A 19,526-nucleotide genomic window follows, 5' to 3' on the forward strand; every position below is an offset into this window, starting at 1 on the left:
GGCGGCAGACGCGACGGCCGGATGCTGCCAGTGAGCCTCCGCAGCTGAGGCTCGACCGGACATCGACAGAATTGTTTTCGTATGATGGATATTAGGTTTTGTTCAGTGGAAATGCAAGGCCGCTGTCGCCCCCGCCGCCGCCGTGCGATACCGTAAAGCCACCCATGGAATTTCGTATCGTGGATGTGAATTGTCGTTAGTTGAACTGTCGCACGGTGAATGCCGCCGATCAAGGAGAGCAATCATGGCTGAACGCGCTGCCGGGGCCGGGGTGCAATCCGTTGAACGCGTCTTTGACCTGCTTGAGTTGATAACGGATGCCGGTGGCGAGGTGACCCTGAGCGAACTCGCGTCGTCGACGGATCTGCCGCTGCCCACCATCCACCGCCTGCTGCGCACGCTCGTGGCAAAGGGCTATATCCGCCAGCTGGCGAACCGCCGTTACGCCCTCGGGCCGCGCCTGATCCGCCTGGGAGAAGGCGCGAGCAAGCAGTTGGGCGCACTTGCCAGGCCGCAGCTGGCCTCGCTCGTCGACGCGCTCGGTGAAACCTCGAACATGGCCGTGCTCGATTCCGACATGGTGGTCTACATCGCCCAGGTGCCCTCGAAGCACTCGATGCGCATGTTCACCGAAGTCGGTCGACGTGCACACACCCACGCGACCGGTGTCGGCAAGGCCATCCTGGCTCAGCTAGACAACGAGACGGTTCGCTCCATCGTCACCAGGGCGGGCATGCCGACCCCCACCGGGATGAGCATCGGCACCTTCGAAGACCTCATCATCGACCTCGACAAGATTCGGGAGCGCGGATACTCGATCGACGAGGAAGAGCAGGAGCTCGGCGTGCGTTGCTTCGCGATGGCGATACCGAACGCGCCGACCCCCACAGCGATTTCCGTCTCCGGCCCGGTTTCCCGCGTCGACGACGCTTTCGCCGAGCGTGCAGTGCCGCTGCTCCGGAACGCCGCTGCGACCATCTCGCACGAGCTGAACGCCATGGCCTAGTCGAGGTTACCGGCAGGCGGAGCGCAACAATTTCATTGTGCGAGATATTTTTTCCAAAAGTATCCCTGAACCGCCCTTCGCGAGGTACACTTTTCCCAATGTCGAATCCGGCCGGTCGCGCCGGCTGTCGATGAACGCTGAAAACACGGGCGGCGTCACGAGACGCGAATTCCCACGTATAACGAGGTACGTCGGCTCCTGATGCAAAGGGTCATACCTCGGCATCAAAAAGGAGTTTCTCGATGGACCGTCTCGATCTCACCGTCAACGGACAGAAGCGCCAGATGGCGACAGACGCAGCACACACAACTGCCCTCGACTGGCTGCGGGGCAACGGCCTCACCGGATGCAAGGAAGGCTGCGCCGAAGGCGAGTGCGGCGCCTGCGCTGTTCTCGTCGCGCAGTCAGATGGCACCGGCGGTACGACCTGGACAGCGGTCAATGCCTGCCTCGTTCCCATCGCCGCGCTCGACGGTCAGGAGATCGTCACCGCTGAGGGTCTCGGCTCCCCCGAAAGCCTGCATCCGGTTCAAGAGAAGATGGCGGTCGCCGGCGGCTCCCAGTGCGGGTACTGCACGCCGGGATTCGTCTGCAGCATGGCGTCCGAGTTCTACCGGCGTGACCGCCGTGCCGACGTCGAAGGTGCCCCTCACGCACAACATGGCCCCAATGAACACGACCCGAATGAACCCGATCCCCATGAGCACGGCCCGAACGGCTTCGACCTGCACTCGCTCAGCGGAAACCTCTGTCGCTGCACCGGCTACCGCCCCATCCGCGACGCCGCATACGCGCTCGGCGATCCGGATGCCGACGATGCACTTGCTACCAGGCGCGACCAACCTGCCCCAGAGCCGGCCAGAACAGACCTGCAGGCAGCGGACGGCCGCTTCGTGCGACCGGCCACGCTCGCCGACACCGTCGCGATGCTCGCCGAGTATCCGACAGCGGTTCTCGTGGCCGGGTCAACGGATTGGGGCGTCGAAGTCAACATTCGCGGCCGCAGGGAACCACTGGTGATCGCCATCGACCGGCTTCCGGAGCTTCGCGCCCTCGAATTCGGAGACGAGTTCGTAGAGATCGGCGCCGCCGTCTCGCTGTCTGAGGTTGAGCGCTTTCTCGCTGGCCGGGTACCCATGCTCGCCGAACTCATCCCTCAATTCGCCTCTCGGCTGATCCGCAACCGTGCAACGCTCGGCGGCAACCTCGGCACCGGGTCGCCCATCGGGGACGCAGCGCCTGCGCTGCTGGCGCTCGGTGCGCGCGTCATCCTGGCCTCGGCAGAGGGGGATCGGGAGGTCGAACTCAGCGAATACTTCACGGGCTACCGCACGAGCGTTCGGACGCCAGGCGAACTGATCCGCGCGATTCGCATTCCGCTCCCGTTGGCCGACCTCACCGGGTTCCACAAGATCGCGAAGCGGCGCTTCGACGACATCTCGAGCGTGGCGGTGGGCTTCGCCCTCGACATCCAGGGCGGTGTCGTGCATGACGCGCGGATCGGACTCGGCGGAGTCGCCGCGACTCCGCTGCGCGCCAGCAGCACAGAGGCGTTACTCATCGGCAGGCCATGGAATGCGCAGACCGCGCGCGAGGCAGCGGCCTCGCTCGGCGGAGAGGGCACGCCGATGAGCGATCACAGGGCGAGCGCCGAGTACCGCAGCATCATGATGTCGCAGGCGATGCTGAAGCTCTTTGCACGGCCGACGGCCCAATCGACGGCGCAGATGGGAGTGGGAGCATGAGCTCGTTGTCAGATCGACCGGAGAACGCGGCCGTCGGAGTGCCAGAGCCGCACGAGAGCGCCGCAGGACACGTCACAGGGCGGGCGTTGTACACCGACGACATCGCTACGCTCCGGCGCGACGCCCTGACCGCGTGGCCCGTGCAGGCTCCGCACGCGCACGCCAGGATCACCGCGCTTCGCACCGAGCCGGCGCTTGCCGTTCCCAGCGTCGTGTACGTGCTCACCGCGGCTGATGTCCCTGGCGTGAACGACGCCGGCATCTGGAATGACGAGCCGCTGTTCCCCACCGAAGTGATGTACTACGGCCATGCCGTGTGCTGGGTATTGGGCGAGACGCAGGAGGCGGCCCGGCTGGGCGCGGCGGCCGTCGAGGTCGACTATGAGGTGTTGCCTTCACTGATCACCGTGTCGGAGGCGATCACCGCGGGTTCCTTCCAGGGGGCCCACCGGGTCACACGGCGCGGAGATGCCGATGCCGCACTGGCCTCTGCACCACACGTCTTCACGGGTGAGTGGGAATTCAGCGGGCAGGAACACTTCTACCTCGAGACCATGGCGTCGCTCGCGTACTACGACGAGGGCGGCCAGATGTACGTGCAGGCCGGCACGCAGCATCCGTCTGAGACCCAGGAGATCGTCTCACACGTGCTGGGCATCAGCAGCAACGCTGTCACGGTTCAGTGCATCAGGATGGGCGGGGGATTCGGCGGCAAGGAGATGCAGCCGCACGGCCTCGCCGCCATTGCCGCCATTGGCGCAACCCGCACGGGCAGGGCGGTGAGGCTGCGCCTGAACCGCACCCAGGATCTGACCATGACCGGCAAACGGCACGGCTTTCACGTGGCGTGGGAGGCAGGATTCGACGACGAGGGTCACATCCTGGCGCTGAAGGCGTCGTTGACGGCGGATGGCGGCTGGAGCCTCGACCTCTCTGACCCGGTGCTGGCACGCGCGCTGTGCCACCTCGACAACGCCTATTGGATTCCGGCTATCGAGGCATACGGTCAGGTAGCCAAGACGAACAAGACCTCCCAGACCGCCTTCCGCGGGTTCGGCGGGCCGCAGGGCGTCATGGTGATCGAGGATATTCTCGGGCAGTGCGCGGCGCCACTCGGCATCGACCCGGCGGAACTACGCCGCCGCAATTTCTACGCGCCGGGCCAGACCACTCCCTATGGCCAGCCGGTTCGGCACGCCGAGCGCATGGAGGCCATCTGGTCGCAGTTGCTTGACGCGTCGGAATTCGCCGAACGGAGCGCCCAGGTCGAGGCATTCAACGCCGCACACCCCGACCGAAAGCGTGGCTTGGCGATCACTCCGGTGAAGTTCGGGATCTCATTCAACGTGGCGGCCTTCAATCAGGCCGGCGCACTCGTGCTGGTGTACAAAGACGGATCGGTGCTGATCAACCACGGCGGCACCGAGATGGGGCAAGGCCTGCACACCAAGATGATCCAGGTCGCCGCCACGGCTCTCGGAGTTCCCCGGTCGACCGTGCGCCTCGCGCCGACGCGAACCGACAAGGTGCCGAACACGTCGGCCACGGCTGCGAGCACAGGCGCCGACCTCAATGGTGGCGCCGTCAAGAACGCGTGCGACCAGATCCGAGAACGGATGTCGGTGGTTGCAGGTGGAATGCTGGGTGCCAACCCGACCGACGTGCGGTTCTCCCAGGGAAAGATCCATGCACTCGGCGTTCACGGCAAGGAACTCGCGTTTGCCGACGTCGCCAAGGTTGCGTACCAGCAGCGTGTTCAGCTTTCCGCGGCTGGGTATTACCGCACGGAAGGACTGCACTGGGACGCCGAGGCCTGGTTCGGATCTCCGTTCAAGTACTTCGCGTACGGGGCTGCGGCCACCGAGGTCGAGGTCGACGGATTCACCGGCGCCTATCGCACTCTCCGTGTCGATATCGTGCACGATGTCGGCGACTCGCTCTCCCCGGTCATCGACATCGGCCAGATCGAGGGCGGATTTGTGCAGGGAGCAGGGTGGCTGACACTCGAAGACCTGCGCTGGGACACCACAGACGGGCCAGGGCGAGGGCGTTTGCTCACCCAGGCCGCCAGCACCTATAAATTGCCGAGCTTCTCGGAGATGCCGGCGGAGTTCAACGTCACCCTGTTCGAGCGCGCGCATGAAGACGGAGCGATCTATGGTTCGAAGGCGGTGGGTGAACCGCCGCTGATGCTCGCGTTCAGCGTGCGTGAGTCGCTACGCCAGGCCGCCGCCAGCTTCGGTCCGCCGAACCGAAGGACCGCCCTTGCCTCCCCTGCGACCCCCGAGTCGGTCTTCTGGGCGCTGACGGAGGCGAAGCAGGCCCTGGCAGCCGCCGATGTGTCCGGTACCGATGTGTCCAGTACCAATCTGTCCAGTACCAATCTGTCCGGTACCGGCGCCCCCGGGCCTGATGCGCCGAGTGCAGACCGCATTCCTGCCCTCACGGACTCCTGACATGGACCGGCTCTGACATGGATTGGCTCGCTGCGACCGCGAGTCTTCGTGCGAGGCGTGTGCCCGGCGTCATCGTGACGCTGGCCGCCACGCGCGGGCACACTCCTCGCAACGGCGGGGCGAAGATGGTGGTGTCTGCAGACGACGTCTGGGGCACGGTGGGCGGAGGCAACCTCGAGGCCACCGCCATCTCGCAGGCACGAGCGATGATCGCGAACGCCGCAAGCGAGCCAGAGCTGGTGAAGCTCGCACTCAATGACAAGGCTCCGACCGAGTTCGGGGTGCAATGCTGTGGAGGTGAGGTGACCATGCTGCTTGAACCGATTCCGGTCGTCCCGTCCGTTGCCATCTTCGGAATGGGCCACGTCGGTTTTGAGCTCGCCCGCATTCTCTCCCGTCACGATCTCGAGCTGTTCGTGATTGACTCACGGGCAGAAATGCTCACCGATGACAGGCTCGCCGATCTGGCCCATGGGAGCGCTCGGTTGCACGTGCGGCACGCTGTCGCCCCCGAATCAGAGCTGCCAGGCTTGCCGCCGGCAACACATGTACTGATCATGACCCACGACCACGCCGAAGACATCGCGCTGTGCGACTCCGCGCTCCGCGTCGATGGGTTGGCGAGCATCGGCCTCATCGGTTCACAGGCAAAGTGGGCCCGTTTTCACAAGAAGCTGCTCGCCGAGGGGCACTCGGAACAGGAGTTGGAGCGAATCCAAACTCCGATCGGGATCCCTGGCCTGATCGCGAAGGAACCGGCGGCGATTGCCGTGAGCGTTGCAGCCGACCTGCTCCTCACCTTCGAGCGCGCCTCAGCCTGAGCGCGGCTCTAAACGCCGAGCACCTGTTCGAACAGTCCGACCATGAAAAAAGCGATGAAGGCGACGGACACGAGCCACATCAGCGGGTGGATGTCTTTCGCGCGCCCCTGAACCGTGCGGATGAGCACGAAGGCGATGAAGCCGGCGCCGAGACCGTTGGCAATGGAATAGGTCAGCGGCATCAGGGCGAAGGTCAGGAATGCCGGGATGGCAATGCCCCAGTCGGCCCAGTCGATATTGCGTACCTGGGTCGTCATCAGGAAGCCGACCATCACCAGCGCCGGTGCCACGGCCTCAAACGGCACGATATTGGACAGTGGCGCGAAGAACGCGGTGATGATGAAGAGCGCACCGGTGACGACACTGGCTATCCCCGTTCGCGCTCCCTCCCCTACGCCCGCAGCGGATTCGACGAAGATCTCATTCGCAGACACTGAGGCGAAACCGCCGACGGCAGACGCGGCGGCGTCGACCAGCAACACCGGGTTGGCGTCGACGAAGTTGTTGTCCTTGTCGAGAAGGTTCGCCTCGCTCGCCAATCCGGTCATCGTGCCCATGGCGTCGAAGAAGACGCTCAGCAGGATCGTGAACGTGAGCAGCGACGCCGAGATGACACCGATATGAGCGAAGGCTCCGAAGATATCCATCTTGCCGAACAGCGACAGGTCGGGGAACGAGATGAACTCTGTTGGCAGGTCAGGCACGACGAGTGACCAGCCCGTTGGGTTCTCCGCGCTGCCGGCGGGCGTCTTCGTGAAAAGCTGCAGAATAACGGCGAAGACGGTAGTCGCGAGGATTCCGATCAGAATCCCACCTCGCACCTTGCGCACCATCAGGATGATCAGCAGCACGAGCCCGACGACGAACACCAGCGTCGGCCAGCCAACGAGAACCCCGCCGACGCCGAGGTTCACCGGCACTGTCGTATGGGCGTCGTCGGGGATGCGCCGCACAAAACCGGCATTGACGAAGCCGATGATGGTGATGAAGAGGCCGATGCCGACGACGATCGCAATCTTCAGTCCAGAAGGGACGGCTTTGAACACGGCCTCTCGGAATCCACAGAGCACCAGCACGAACATGACGACACCGGATACCACGATCAGGCCCATGATGTCTGGCCAGGTGAGGCCCGGGGTCGTGGCGATCGTCGCAGAGATGAATCCGGAGACCCCGAGTCCCGCCGAGAGGGCGAACGGATACCGGGCGACGAGGCCCATGAGGATCGTCATGACACCCGCGACGATGGCGGTCGCCGCGGCTACCTGGGGGATGCCGAGTGTCTGTCCAGAGCCGTCAGGGCCGCTCAGAATCAGCGGGTTCAGGATGACGATGTAGACCATCGCGAAGAAGGTGGCAAGTCCACCGCGAAACTCCCGGCCGAGCGTCGAACCGCGCTCCGTGAGCTTGAAATAGGCGTCCAGCCGTGAAACACGACGCGTTGGAACGTCGTCCGCCTGGATCGTTTCCTTGAATGTCGTCACGATCAGTACTCGATTCGCGAGTCGAGGGCCGCCCACGCCGTGAATGGAGCGAGGTGACCGGCGTCGCCTAGTGTGAGCCTGGCGACGGGCATGGAACGTTCGGCGACGGGGGTGTCGAAGAAATCGTAGAACTCCGCGTCGTCGAACCCGGCCGCGGCCGCATCCTGCCGGTCGGCAGCGAAGTAAACACCGGCGACCCTCGCCCACAGCGATGACGCCAGGCACATCGGGCACGGCTCGCAACTGCTGTAGAGCGTTGCTCCGGTGAGATCGAACGTGCCGGTGGCCGAGCAGGCGGCGCGAATCGCCGTCACCTCCGCGTGGGCGGTTGGATCGTTGTTTGCCGTCACTCGGTTGAGGCCCTCGAAGACCTGGTCATCTGCGGTGACGATGACGGCGCCGAATGGGCCCCCGCCGTTCAGTACGTTCCTGGTGGCCAACTCGGTGGCCTGGGCAAGGAACTGCTGGTGCGTGATCGTGGTTTCCATGGGCACGGCTTCCTTACTAGCGGAAGTGGAGCCGGCCGTTGACGAAGGCTGCAGTCAGCACGAGTGCGGGAGCCTGGGGCGCTTCCACTTCAGTTGGAATATGAAGGTGTGATTCGACCCGGTAGATAGCGACCCGGCTGGGTGCCCGCCTTTGGACAATCTCGAAGGTAGCATCCGTTGGCCACAATTGCGAGCTAAAATGGAATTTCTTTCTCTCATCGTGGATTTGCTAGGTTCATGACATGACTCCTTCCCGCACCTGGCTGCGAAACCCGAAAGCGATCTTCACCGCGAACGCCCTCGACGCCACCGGCGGCCTCGTCATCGAGGGCGAACGAATCATCGAGGTCGTCGGCGCCGGCGGCACACCTCAATCACCATACGAAGTCACCTTCGAAGCCAGGGACCACGTGATCCTCCCCGGCCTGATCAACACCCATCACCACTTCTACCAAACCCTCACGAGGGCCTGGGCGCCGGTGGTGAGCGTTCCACTGTTTCCCTGGCTGACCAATCTCTACCCGGTCTGGGCACGGCTCACTCCCCGAGACCTCGAGCTGGCAACGACGGTCGCGCTGGCCGAACTGCTGCTCTCCGGGTGCACGACGGTCGCCGATCACCACTACCTGTTTCCAGGTGGCATGGAGGAATCGATCGACATCGAGGTGTCGGTGGTGAAGAAGCTCGGGATGCGGGCCATGCTGACGCGAGGTTCGATGACCCTGGGCGAGGCAGACGGCGGGCTGCCTCCGCAGCAGGTGGTGCAGGATGCCGACGTGATCCTGGCCGACAGCGAGCGATTGATTGCGCAGTACCACGAACGTGGCGAGGGGGCCAAGGTGCAGATCGGGCTGGCCCCGTGCTCGCCGTTCTCTGTCACGACCGACATCATGCGCTCGAGCGCCGCCCTGGCCGAGCAGCATGATGTTCGGCTGCACACGCATCTCGCAGAGACGATCGATGAGGAGGAGTTCTGCAAAGAGATGTTCGACCTGCGGACCGTCGACTACCTCGAGTCCGTCGGGTGGTTGACGGATCGTACGTGGCTCGGCCACGGCATCCACTTCAACGATGAGGAGGTCGCCCGCATCGGTGCCGCCGGTGTCGGTGTCGCGCATTGCCCGACGTCCAATATGCGCCTGGCCTCCGGCATCTGCCGGGCGGTCGAGCTCGAAGAGGCCGGAGCAGCGGTGGGCCTCGGCGTGGATGGCTCAGCATCGAACGACGCCTCGAACATGATCCTGGAGGCGCGGCAGGCGCTCTATCTGCAGCGGCTTCGTTATGGCGCAGAGCGGGTGACGCCTGAGCGGGCGCTGGGGTGGGCCACGACCGGTTCGGCCCGCGCTCTCGGCCGCGACGACATCGGCCAGATCGCGCCGGGCAAACAGGCCGACCTTGCCTTGTTCACGACCGATGACCTGCGCTTCTCCGGCAGCCATGACCCACTCTCGGCGCTGTTGCTCTGCGGCGCAGACAAAGCTGACCGGGTGATGGTGGCAGGCGACTGGCGGGTCATCGACGGAGCGATTGAGGGTCTCGATCTCGCGACGCTGATCGCGGAGCACTCAGCCGCAGCGCGCCGCCTCGTCGCCGGGTAGGTACTACTTCGGGAGCGAAGACCGGGCGCTGGCCAGTTCCATGTCGCGGTTCAGCGTGGGCCGGGAGAGCTGAACCGGCGGTCAATGATTGCGACGACTGCGGCGGCTGTGGCGATGCCGGCGGCGAGGATCGTTGGGAGGTGGAGCGCCGTGCCGATGAGCGCGCCGGCTGCAGCGGTCCCGGCTGAGCCTGCGGTGATTTTCAGGGCACCGACCCAAATGAAGATTTGCCCGCGCGCGGCGGCCGGGGAGTATTCGCTACGCGCGGCGAGAGTGGCGGCGAAGAAGTACGAGTTCGCGATGCCGGCCGCGGCATACGCGACGACCGCGAGGGTGAGATTCGGAGCGAGCAACACGGCGACGAGAGCGGCAGCGACGATCAGGGCGAGGTAGGGCATGAGCACGTCAGCGTCACGTCGCAGTGGACGGATCATCACACCGACCGATCCTGCGAGGCTGCCAATGCCGTAGGCGGCGACGAGCGCCGCCGCAGCGCCTGCGGCCTCCCCGAGACTGGCCGTCGACGACACCGCCACGATCGGCAGCACTGCGACAGACAAGGCCACGATCATCGTGAGATAGAGCGTGCGTCTCAACGGTCCGGAGGCGGCCATGATGCGGAGGGTGCGCAAGGGGCGAGGCACGTCCGCAGCGGCAGAGGCGGCGGGAGCATATGGGAGCAGCCGCACGAGTGCTGCGGCGGCAAAGGTGCCGCCCGCGAGAACGAGGGCGGCAATGGTCGGTGTCGACCACACGGAGACGATCGCGACGATGGATGGGCCAATGGTCGCGCCGAGGCCGTAGGTGGCGACGTCCCAGCCCTGCGCGCGTCGTTGACCGTGCTGGTCTTGGCTGGCGATCGCGGGCAGGCGGCTACTGATGCCACCGGTCAGGAACGGGCCGAAGAGACCGGAAGCGAACAATAGCAGCGCCGTCAGAATGGGCCACACCACCGGGTAGAGCAGTACGGCGGCTGCGAGGGTCGCGCCGTGAATCAGGCATGCGAACGCGATCACGTTTCGGCCGTCGCGGGCGGTATCGAGCCGGCGGGCGATGAACGGACCGAGCAGGTGCGGGGCGGTGATGCTCGCGCCGAGAAGCCCAGTAAGCCAGCCTGGTGCGCCGCTGGTGCTGACGACGAGAATAATCGCGACGACTCCTCCTCCGTCTGCAGCGCGGGCCAGGGTCGCCGCCGCGACGTACCTGGTCAGACCCCACCGCGGGCGGGAATTCTTGGGTACGAAAGTGTCGTCTCGTTCGACCATGCGTCAGTCTGCGAGGTGCAGCTCGTCGACGAGCTGTGCGACGCGCACCCGTGCGACCGCGCCGAGGCCCTGGACCGGGCGGGGGAGGCAGTCAGCTGCGACGAGCCCCAGATGCTCCGCGATCGCCGCAGTGACCCGGTAGCTGCCGTGCTTGGCGAACAGTGCCCACAACGGTTCCAGCCTGGCGGATTCCGCCCAGGCTGCGGCGTGGTCGCCGGAAAGGGCTGCGCGGGTGATCGTCAGAGCGGGAGCGGGGAGCGTGCCCCCGATGACGGAGTACCAGGCATCGCAGCCGGCGCCCAGGCCGGTGGCCGCGGCACTGTCACCTGACACGCCCACGGTCACGGTTCTGGGGATGTGGTCACGGATGGTCTGCACGCGCGCGGCCGCCTCGTCGGGCCCGGCAGGGACGCCAGGAATCTTGATGGATGCCACGTGCGGCAAGGTCGCGATCCGCGCGTAGAGGTCATCGGTGAACGTGACGTGGGTGGTGCCGGGGTTGTCGTACACCACGAGTGGCACGGACAGCCCAGCGGTGACGTCTTCAAACAGGCCGAATACTTCGTCATCGCCAAGAGGCTGATAGGTGACAGGTGCGAGCAGGACCGCGCTCGCTCCTGCCTCCTGCGCGTCATCCGCGAGCGCCTGCACCTGAGAGGTTCGCAGAGCACCGATCCCGACGATAACCGGCACAGAGTCGGCGTGCTGCACCGCGGCCCGAGCGACGCGACGCCGCTCGTCTCGGTCAAGATACATATACGAGCCAGTTGACCCGAGCGCGGTGATCGAGTCAACTCCAGCGACGGTCAAGCGTTCGAGCAGGCGCGCGTAGGCTGCCTCGTCGAAAGTGTCATCGCGGAGCGGGGTATGGGGGAACGCACTAAGGCCGGTGAACATCGGTACTCCGATCATCGAGTTGGGGGTTGTCAAACACTGATGTTCCTTCGTTCGCGGGCGGAGCCCATCTGCGGCTCGTAGACGGTCAATGAGAAATGCGCAGGCTCGACGCTCCCGTTGCCGTAGGCGTGCAGCACATCACCGGGGAACATGATCGCGTCGTCGACAGCGAGCTCATGGCGGTCGTCCCCGACGTCGAGCGTCACCATGCCGGAGTGAACATGCAATAGCTCTCTGGTGCCCTGATGGTGCGGCTCGCTCTCGTGACGGTCGCCGGGGTTCATCTGCCAGTCCCACAGCACAACAACGTCGGGCGGTTGCGTGCTGACGAGCAGCACTCCGCGGCCCCCGTGTTCTCCGGTCCACAACTCGACGCCCTCGCCTGACCGAGCGACTCTGACCACTCGGGACGACGGTGGCTCGACGAGTTCCGGCAGCGCGATGCCGAGAGCTTCGCTCATGCCCAATAGTGTCCCGATGCTCGGGTTCGCTTCGCCTTGCTCGATGTTGACCAGTTGGCGGCGGCTGACGCCAGCAGCGTCCGCGAGACGATCAAGTGTCCACTCGCGCGCGAGCCGCTCTTGGCGAATGCGCCCGCCGATCGTCGAAGCGAGGGTTACAGCATCTACATGCATGGGTTCGCCTGATGCTCTCTCGTTCGGCTCATCCCGGAAGGCTATCAGATGCACTCATGGTGCACTCTATTGCACTACCGACGCAGCCAATCCGCATCCGCCCCAAGCGATTCAGCTTGACGGAGGAGCCGGTGTATGGTTGCGAATCGCCGCTGGGGAATCGCCACGTCACGGTGCATAGTCGGCTGAACTGCTCACCAGGGGGGCGGTTCTTGGCTAGTTCTCCGGGCGCTTCGGGGGGACGACCTGGTTCGATCCGGTCGGGATAATCGGGATCTCGCGGCCGTCTGCTGAGATGAGCTTGCCGCCCTGGTAGTAGTCCCCGTCTTCGAGCGCCTGGAGCTCTTCCTCACGCACCACCCGCGGCGGAGAGGCGGCGAAGACGGACTGGTTCTTGGAGTTGCCCGCCTTGATGTGGTTGAACAGCACATTCAGCAGGATCGCCATCACCGCTGCCGAGCTGATCCCGGAGTGGAAGATAGTGGCGAACCACGACGGGAACTGCTCGTAGAACGTCGGTGCGGCGATCGGGATCATGCCGAAGCCGAGGGAAGCGGCAACGACGATCAGGTTCATGTTGTTCCTGTACTCGACCTTGGAGAGAATACGGATGCCGCTGGCCGCGACCGTGCCGAACAGAACCACTCCTGCACCGCCAAGCACCGCGGTGGGAACCGCGGCGACCACACGACCCAGCACCGGCAGGAGACCGAGTACCACGAGGATCACACCGCCCGCGCTCACCACGAACCGACTCTTCACCCCGGTGACGGCGACCAACCCCACGTTCTGGGCGAACGCACTCTGGGTGAACGAGCCGAAAATCGGCGAGATGGCGCTGGAGAGCATGTCGGCACGCAACCCATCGCCGATGCGGCGGGAGTCGACCTTCGTCTCCACAATCTCCCCGACGGCGAGGATGTCGGCCGACGTCTCGATGAGAGTGACCAGCACAACGATGAACATCGAGATGATCGCCGCGATGTCGAAGATCGGCAGGCCGAAGGCGAACGGGGTGGGGAAGGCGAAGACCGGCCCGGTGCCCACGGCGGAGAAGTCCGCCATTCCGAGGGGAATCGCGATGAGGGTGCCGATAACGATCGCCAGCAGGATGGACAGGCGGGAGATCGCCCCAATGCCGACCTTGCTGAGGAGCAGCACGATCGCCAGCGTCAGGGCGGCGAGGCCGATGTTGGCGACGCTGCCATAGTCGTCTGCGGTGTTGTTGCCACCCATGGCCCAGTTCGCGGCTACCGGCATCAGCGTCAGCCCGATGATCGTGATCACCGTACCGGTGACCACGGGCGGGAAGAACCGGATGATCTTCGAGAAGATCGGCGTGATCGCCAGCCCGATGAGCGCGGAAACCATCACGGCCCCGAAGATCGTTTGGATGCCTCCACCCTCGGTGACGATGGCCGTCATGGTGGCCACGCCGGAGAAGGAGACCCCCTGTACCAGCGGAAGCTGGGCACCGAAGAACGGGATGCCGAGGGTCTGAAGGAGGGTTGCCAATCCACCGATGAAGAGGCAGGCCGCAATGAGCAGTCCGATATCACTGGATGGCATTCCGGCCGCGGCGCCGATGATCAGTGGCGGCGCAATGATTCCGCCATACATCGTGAGCACGTGCTGGAACCCATAGGCAAAAGAAGCGCCGACCGGCAGCTTCTCGTCTTCTGGGCGGCCGGTGACTGAACGCGCCGCGCTTTTGGTCTTCTTATTCATTGTGACGTCCTTGTCGACAGGTGAAGCGTGAAGGGGGAACGGGGACGGTGGGTGGGCGACGACAGCCGCCCACCCATTCGGTGACCTAACAGAACCCGGCGATGCCCTCCCAGGCGCGGCCGGCATCCGTCACGTTGTCGCGTTGCACCGTGGCTTCGATCAGGCCGTACGGGCGGTCGGAAGCGAAGAACACCTCACCGGGGTTCTCCAGGCCGAACGGAGACAGATCAACCAGGAAATTGTGGATGTTCGGCATCGAGAACTTGATCTCGTCGATCTCCTGGTGCGCCTCGAGAACGGCCTTGCCCATCTCGAAGAGGCTCTGCTGGAGAGCCAGCGAGTGCGTGGTCGCGAAGGCCGTGAGCATGGTGGCGCGAACACTGGCGAAGAGCTGATCGTAATCGAGACCCGGCGAGTTGTAACGCCAGCGCGCTGAGACGGAGGTGGCCAGGATGCGGTCGGTTGTCTCCTTGAGAGTCGTGTACCGATCGCGGGGAAAGCCAGTGAACTCAGACCCTGTCGATTTCAGGACCGCGAGGTCCTGCAGCCCGGCGATCACCATTGCCGTGCCGTTGTCGAGGGTGACGACGGCGGTACGGGTTTCTGTGCCGCCCCGCACGAACGCATGGTCGTGGCCCTCGCCGTGGACGGGGATGCGGTCCCAGCTGTATTTCTCGGCTGCCCAGCGGCCACCCGAGACCCACTCGAAGTCGTCGACGAAGTGCTGGCCGAGGCGCAGCAGGAATTCCTCCGGGGTGCCGACGCCGTCTTTGGCCAGGGCGTACACGGTGTTCTTCTGCGTGTCGGTGGCCACGACATGAGCGTTGTCGCCCTCGGTGTGGGCAGCCTCGAAATCACCGCGCAGTTGCGACGTGACGTTGAGATCTTCGATCTCGTGTCTGGGTGTGTCTCGGGTGATTCGGACCAGGCGCACTTCGGCTTTTCCGTACTGATTAGCGCCGAGGACGATGTTGCTTTCTGACATTGTCAGCTCCCTCTGTATGTTGAATAGGCAAACGGGCTAATGAGTAGCGGTACGTGATAGTGCTGCTCGGAGTCGGTGACCGAAAACTCGATCGACACGACGGGGTAGAAGGTCTCTGTTCCGGTGCGCTGGAAGTACTCGCCGGTGGCGAATGTCAACCGGTACGCTCCGGAATCGAGTTGTTCCGGGCCCAATCCCGCGATGCGGCCGTTGTCATCGGTCACGCCGGCGGCGATCTCGATGCCGGCGGTGTCCACCAGCGCAACGGGAACGCCCGCTGCAGGACGACCGGTGGCCGCGTCGAGGATATGGGTGGTGATGTGACTCATGAGCCCAGGACTCCTTCAAGACGGAGAAGGGCGATCTCCCGCAACTGCTGGGCAACCACAGGGACCTCCTTCTCGGGTGAATTCATCAGTCTGTCGTTCAACGCCCCGAGAATCTCCGGGGCGCTTCGACCTGCAGCACGGATCAGGAAAACACGGCCGAACTTCTCTTCGTACGCGCGGTTTGCCGATACCAGCTCGGTGGTGACGGAATCATCCGTCGCATCCACACCGGCTTGCTCCCGTCGGGACAGCGATGCTTCTCGGCCTGATCCGTTCGCCCGTTCCCCGATGCGAGGGTGATGGGCGAGCGCGCCGTCGATTTCAGCCACAGTCCACGGGTCGGCGGCCTGCGCCGCAACCTGCAATACTTCCTCCACGTTGGAGTACGGACGGGCCTCAACAACAGCATCAATCCAGCGCTCGATATCGACGCACGGTCGGATAGCCGCCCGTGCCTGATCCGGGTCACTGAGGTTGAATGATTCAAGCGTCACTGCTTGTTCCTTCTATTTGCTTTGTTACTCTGCTTTGTTACTTTTGATTTCCACAATGAGAAATTTATTTTCCATTGGGTAGTATTAGTGAACTTCGTCCGACGCCGTCTTGTCAAGTGCGTGCAACGAAGTTTTCAAAGTAAACAGCGGTCAGGCAAGCAGCGGTCAAATAAGCAGCGACGCATGCCGAACTCGGGACGCAGCGGCGAGCGCGTGGGGAATCACCGAGGCGAGCCCGGTTCCCGCAAGCCAGGCGCCGGTAACTTCCAGCCCGTCTTCGGCTGCGACAGCCTCTTCCACCGCTCTGCCCCGGTCGCGGGCGCCCAGCGTGGCCGGGGAGAGCGCGTTGTTCCAGGGGGTGCGGGCGAATCCGACGACGGCGGATGCGCCCGGCTCCGTTCCGAGAATCACCGACGCGTCATGCAGGGCCAGCGCCTGGAACTCGGCATCACTGAGCTGCTGCGTTCGGCTGCGCTCGCCTGCTCGCCCATAAGAGAGACGGATGACGTGCCGGCCGGGCCCAGCCGCTTCGGCCACCCAGTCCCATTTTGCGCTCACGTGCGTGAGCGCTTTGGCGGTGACGCCGGTTGCGCCCTCGGCAACGAGCACACCGGTGCCACGCGGGTGGGAATCGAGCGCGGGAGCGTCGAGCACAAGCGTTGCCAGCTCGACCGCGGTCGGCGACGGCCAGTTGAGCGCCGCCGTTACAGCCAGTTCTGCGCCAAGGGGTGCGAGCAGGCCGATGGCCGCGGCTCCCGGGGCTGCCACGATGACAAAACGGGACTCGACGTTATGGGTGCCGTCGTCGGACTGCGGCGTTGGCGATAGCGACGTGGGCGGCTGCGATGTGGGCGGCTGCGATGCGTCCTGGTCCTGGTCCTGCGACGCGTCGTCGGGCGCGACGGCGTGGGAGACGGTCACCCTCCAGCGCCGGGCAGTGGCGGAAGCATCTGTTTCCGTCTCGTCCGTTGCTGGGTCTGCCGCAGCATCCGTTCGCGACAGAGCGGTCACCATGGCACCGGTGACGATCTGGGCACCGTAGTGTTCGAGGTCGGCGATGAGGGCCGAGACCAGGCGGGACATGCCTCCGCGCAGCCCCCCGACGGCGGAGCCTGCCGGCGCCGACGACCGCATGGCCAGCACCGCACCCGACAACGAGCCGGTCGTCGTCAGCGCTGCGTTCAAGCCGGGTGCGACGACGTCCACTTCGAGATCGCTTGCCGGTGCCGAGTACACGCCGCCGGCGACCGGTTCGACGAGGCGTTCGAGCACGCGACGTCCCATTCGCTTCTGCACCAGCTCGCCGAGGTTGTGCTCGCGGCCGATCTTCAACACGGGAATTAGTCGGTCGGCGTACGCGCGCCACGCCCCGCGCCAGCCGATGACCCGGCGCACGTCGTCGGCGAGCGGAGAACCGGGGATGCCGAGCACTCCGGTCTTCGGCAGCGGAACGCTGATCGGCGGGTTGGCCGGCCCGGCAGATGTTCCGGGCAGCAGCAACCAGGCGCCGGCCGGGTTCGGGGCAACGATCTCATCCGCAAGGCCGAGCCCTGCGACGAAGTCGGCCACCGCACCCTTCCGCACGGCGAAGCTTTCGGCACCGGCATCGAGGGTCAGACCGGCCACTTCGTGTGCGGCAACGGCCCCGCCAACGGCATCCGTCGCCTCGTAAACGGTGACTTTCAGGCCCAGGTGCGCGCATTCGCGTGCGGCAACCAGCCCGGCGATGCCGCCACCGATGACGATGACGTCGCTCATGCTGCCGTCATCCCGCTGCTGCCCCCGGTGGCTAATTCAGGAGCGTCTGCGGCTGATGTAAACCCACCCGTCATAATGAAGGCCGGAACCTTTACATTGGCCACCGGCTTCACAGTGGCTCCGGAATCTCCTGAGTTAGCCACGGGCCACGCCTGCTACCGAGCCGACGGATGCTGCGGCACCGGATGCCGTGTCTCCGGATGCAGCACCGCCGGCCTCGTGCACCAGGTCGACCAGGCGGGTGAGCACGTCTGGGTCTGTGTCAGGGGGCACTCCGTGTCCGAGGTTCAGTACGTGTGACGGCGCCGTGCGCCCTCGCTCCAGCACGTCGAGCACGTGCGCCTCGAGCACCGGCCACGGCGCGGCCAGCATGGCGGGGTCGACGTTGCCCTGCAGCGGCACTGTGCCACCGAGCCGTCGGTTGGCCTCGTCGAGTGGAATGCGATAGTCGACGCCGACAACATCAGCTCCGATGCCGTGCATCGCGGCCAGCAGCTCGCCGGTGCCGACGCCGAAGTGCACGATCGGCACGCTGCGGTTGACGCTCTCCGTGTCTGCTGCTTCGTCCTGGCGGTATTCGGCATAAGCGCGTTCGGTATAAGAGAGGTCGCGCACGTGGGCGATCGCGGCGGCGGAGGCCGGGGCGACGTATTTCGCGTAGTCGGCAAGCGACAGGGCTCCTGCCCAGGAATCGAACAGCTGCGCGGCGCTGGCCCCCGCGAGCACCTGGGCGCGAAGGAAGCGGCCGGTCACGTTCGCGGTCCACTCCATCAGCCTCGCCCAGGCCTCCGGCTCTGCGTGCATCAGCGTGCGCGCGTGGATGTGATCTTTCGACGGCCCGCCCTCGACGAGGTACGCGGCAAGGGTGAACGGTGCACCGGCGAAACCGATCAGCGGAGTCGCACCGAGCTCGGCGACCGTGCGGGCGACCGCCTGCGAGATCGGGGCAAGGGCTGAGTCGAGCGTTGCCGGGTCGAGGGAGGTGAGTTCCGCGACATCCGTCGCCGTGCGCACGGCCTTACCGAGAACCGGACCCTTGCCTGCGACGATCTCCACGTCGACGCCGACGAGTTTCAGTGGAACGACGATGTCGCTGAAGAAAATACCGGCGTCGACGTGGTGCCTGCGCACCGGCTGGAGCGTGATCTCGCTGGCCATCTCCGGGTCGAGGCAGGCATCGAGCATGCGCGTGCCGACCCGCAGTTCGCGGTACTCGGGCAGCGAGCGCCCGGCCTGTCGCATGAACCAGACCGGAGTGACATCCGTTCGGGTGCCCTGGTAGGCGCGGATGAGGCGGGAGTCGGCGGTGAGGCCGGAAGCGAGCGGGTGAGACGCGTCTAGGTTTACTGACTCGGTGTTCATTGCCTCAATTCTGTCAAACAAGCCTGAGCGCTGCCGCCCTGGTGCCAGACCAGCCCTGCACCCTGACCGTTCGACGGAGATTTTGCCGAATTTGCCCGAGATTCGCCGGTGGGCCCTGGCTGGCAGTCTTGTTGTGACCCGTTCTGATCGGAGATTCGCAATGACTGTAGTAACAATCGCGCCGAGGATCTTCTCGGTGGATGAGAAGCGTGAGCATGTGCTTGCGTATGTGGCCGCCCGGCACGGGACGAAGGGTGTGTACCTTTCCGAGCACGGCATCACGGGCACGGAGATGCGCGGGTGGCGTCTGGCGATGGCCGACGGAGATCTCGGTGTCGGGCTGGTTCCTCGTCATACTGGCTCAATGGCACGTAAGGATGTGGCGGAGATTCGTCGGCTGCAGGACGAGGTGGACAAGCTCCGCGCCGAACGAGATCAGGCCCGCGGAGACGCGGACCAGATGCGGAGGGCGGCT

The 19,526-nt window shown here is 65.0% G+C and carries 17 protein-coding genes; 6 read left to right on the forward strand and 11 right to left on the reverse strand.

Annotated elements, in window-relative coordinates:
* Positions 1 to 244: 244 nt before the first annotated feature.
* The 4 genes from K323_RS0119280 to xdhC all read left to right on the forward strand — a co-directional run bounded on the left by K323_RS0119280 (position 245) and on the right by xdhC (position 6,028).
* Positions 245 to 1,006 (forward strand): IclR family transcriptional regulator, encoded by a 762-nt coding sequence (locus tag K323_RS0119280; RefSeq protein WP_022886900.1) that lies wholly within the window; start codon positions 245 to 247, stop codon positions 1,004 to 1,006.
* Between the two features lie 242 nt (positions 1,007 to 1,248).
* On the forward strand, positions 1,249 to 2,751 hold the full coding sequence (locus tag K323_RS0119285; protein ID WP_022886901.1) for a xanthine dehydrogenase small subunit: 1,503 nt from the start codon (positions 1,249 to 1,251) through the stop codon (positions 2,749 to 2,751).
* Positions 2,748 to 5,207 carry a xanthine dehydrogenase molybdopterin binding subunit gene (gene xdhB / locus K323_RS27380; protein ID WP_022886902.1) on the forward strand — a complete coding sequence of 820 codons (2,460 nt, stop codon included), beginning with the start codon at positions 2,748 to 2,750 and terminating at the stop codon, positions 5,205 to 5,207. The genes K323_RS0119285 and xdhB overlap by 4 nt, the downstream gene beginning before the upstream one ends.
* 17 nt (positions 5,208 to 5,224) lie before the next feature.
* Positions 5,225 to 6,028: a xanthine dehydrogenase accessory protein XdhC gene (xdhC, locus tag K323_RS0119295; RefSeq protein ID WP_022886903.1), complete on the forward strand. Its 804-nt coding sequence runs from the start codon at positions 5,225 to 5,227 to the stop codon at positions 6,026 to 6,028.
* A gap of 8 nt (positions 6,029 to 6,036) precedes the next feature.
* Here xdhC and K323_RS0119300 read toward each other — a convergent pair whose 3' ends face one another.
* Both K323_RS0119300 and K323_RS0119305 read right to left on the reverse strand, forming a co-directional pair.
* Positions 6,037 to 7,512 carry an NCS2 family permease gene (locus K323_RS0119300; protein ID WP_022886904.1) on the reverse strand — a complete coding sequence of 492 codons (1,476 nt, stop codon included), beginning with the start codon at positions 7,510 to 7,512 and terminating at the stop codon, positions 6,037 to 6,039.
* Positions 7,513 to 7,514: 2 nt separating this feature from the next.
* A complete protein-coding gene (locus K323_RS0119305; RefSeq protein ID WP_022886905.1) occupies positions 7,515 to 8,000 on the reverse strand; it encodes a nucleoside deaminase in 486 nt (161 codons plus the stop codon).
* A gap of 242 nt (positions 8,001 to 8,242) precedes the next feature.
* On the opposite strand from K323_RS0119305, the gene K323_RS0119310 reads away from it, so the two are divergent.
* Positions 8,243 to 9,598, forward strand: a complete 1,356-nt coding sequence (locus K323_RS0119310) for an 8-oxoguanine deaminase (RefSeq protein ID WP_022886906.1) — start codon at positions 8,243 to 8,245, stop codon at positions 9,596 to 9,598.
* Positions 9,599 to 9,648: 50 nt separating this feature from the next.
* Here K323_RS0119310 and K323_RS0119315 read toward each other — a convergent pair whose 3' ends face one another.
* The 9 genes from K323_RS0119315 to hemE all read right to left on the reverse strand — a co-directional run bounded on the left by K323_RS0119315 (position 9,649) and on the right by hemE (position 19,051).
* Positions 9,649 to 10,863 carry an MFS transporter gene (locus tag K323_RS0119315; protein ID WP_022886907.1) on the reverse strand — a complete coding sequence of 405 codons (1,215 nt, stop codon included), beginning with the start codon at positions 10,861 to 10,863 and terminating at the stop codon, positions 9,649 to 9,651.
* A 3-nt stretch (positions 10,864 to 10,866) separates the two neighbouring features.
* Positions 10,867 to 11,760: a dihydrodipicolinate synthase family protein gene (locus K323_RS0119320; RefSeq protein WP_026851870.1), complete on the reverse strand. Its 894-nt coding sequence runs from the start codon at positions 11,758 to 11,760 to the stop codon at positions 10,867 to 10,869.
* Between the two features lie 29 nt (positions 11,761 to 11,789).
* Positions 11,790 to 12,395: a helix-turn-helix domain-containing protein gene (locus K323_RS0119325; protein WP_022886909.1), complete on the reverse strand. Its 606-nt coding sequence runs from the start codon at positions 12,393 to 12,395 to the stop codon at positions 11,790 to 11,792.
* A gap of 216 nt (positions 12,396 to 12,611) precedes the next feature.
* Positions 12,612 to 14,123, reverse strand: a complete 1,512-nt coding sequence (locus K323_RS0119330) for a nucleobase:cation symporter-2 family protein (RefSeq protein ID WP_022886910.1) — start codon at positions 14,121 to 14,123, stop codon at positions 12,612 to 12,614.
* 85 nt (positions 14,124 to 14,208) lie between these two features.
* Complete coding sequence (gene pucL, locus K323_RS0119335; protein ID WP_022886911.1) at positions 14,209 to 15,108, reverse strand: factor-independent urate hydroxylase; 900 nt, start codon at positions 15,106 to 15,108, stop codon at positions 14,209 to 14,211.
* Between the two features lie 2 nt (positions 15,109 to 15,110).
* Positions 15,111 to 15,437 carry a hydroxyisourate hydrolase gene (uraH, locus tag K323_RS0119340; RefSeq protein ID WP_022886912.1) on the reverse strand — a complete coding sequence of 109 codons (327 nt, stop codon included), beginning with the start codon at positions 15,435 to 15,437 and terminating at the stop codon, positions 15,111 to 15,113.
* Positions 15,434 to 15,931, reverse strand: coding sequence for a 2-oxo-4-hydroxy-4-carboxy-5-ureidoimidazoline decarboxylase (gene uraD, locus K323_RS0119345; RefSeq protein ID WP_022886913.1), 498 nt, complete (start codon positions 15,929 to 15,931; stop codon positions 15,434 to 15,436). The genes uraH and uraD overlap by 4 nt, the downstream gene beginning before the upstream one ends.
* A 165-nt stretch (positions 15,932 to 16,096) precedes the next feature.
* Positions 16,097 to 17,689: a protoporphyrinogen/coproporphyrinogen oxidase gene (locus K323_RS0119350; RefSeq protein ID WP_022886914.1), complete on the reverse strand. Its 1,593-nt coding sequence runs from the start codon at positions 17,687 to 17,689 to the stop codon at positions 16,097 to 16,099.
* A 135-nt stretch (positions 17,690 to 17,824) separates the two neighbouring features.
* Positions 17,825 to 19,051: a uroporphyrinogen decarboxylase gene (gene hemE / locus K323_RS27385; RefSeq protein ID WP_022886915.1), complete on the reverse strand. Its 1,227-nt coding sequence runs from the start codon at positions 19,049 to 19,051 to the stop codon at positions 17,825 to 17,827.
* A 160-nt stretch (positions 19,052 to 19,211) separates the two neighbouring features.
* Here hemE and K323_RS0119360 point away from each other — a divergent pair.
* Positions 19,212 to 19,526: hypothetical protein (locus tag K323_RS0119360; RefSeq protein WP_022886916.1), on the forward strand; the 315-nt coding region annotated here is incomplete at its 3' end.

The sequence above is a fragment of the Glaciibacter superstes DSM 21135 genome, from assembly GCF_000421145.1.
Taxonomy (GTDB): domain Bacteria; phylum Actinomycetota; class Actinomycetes; order Actinomycetales; family Microbacteriaceae; genus Cryobacterium; species Cryobacterium superstes.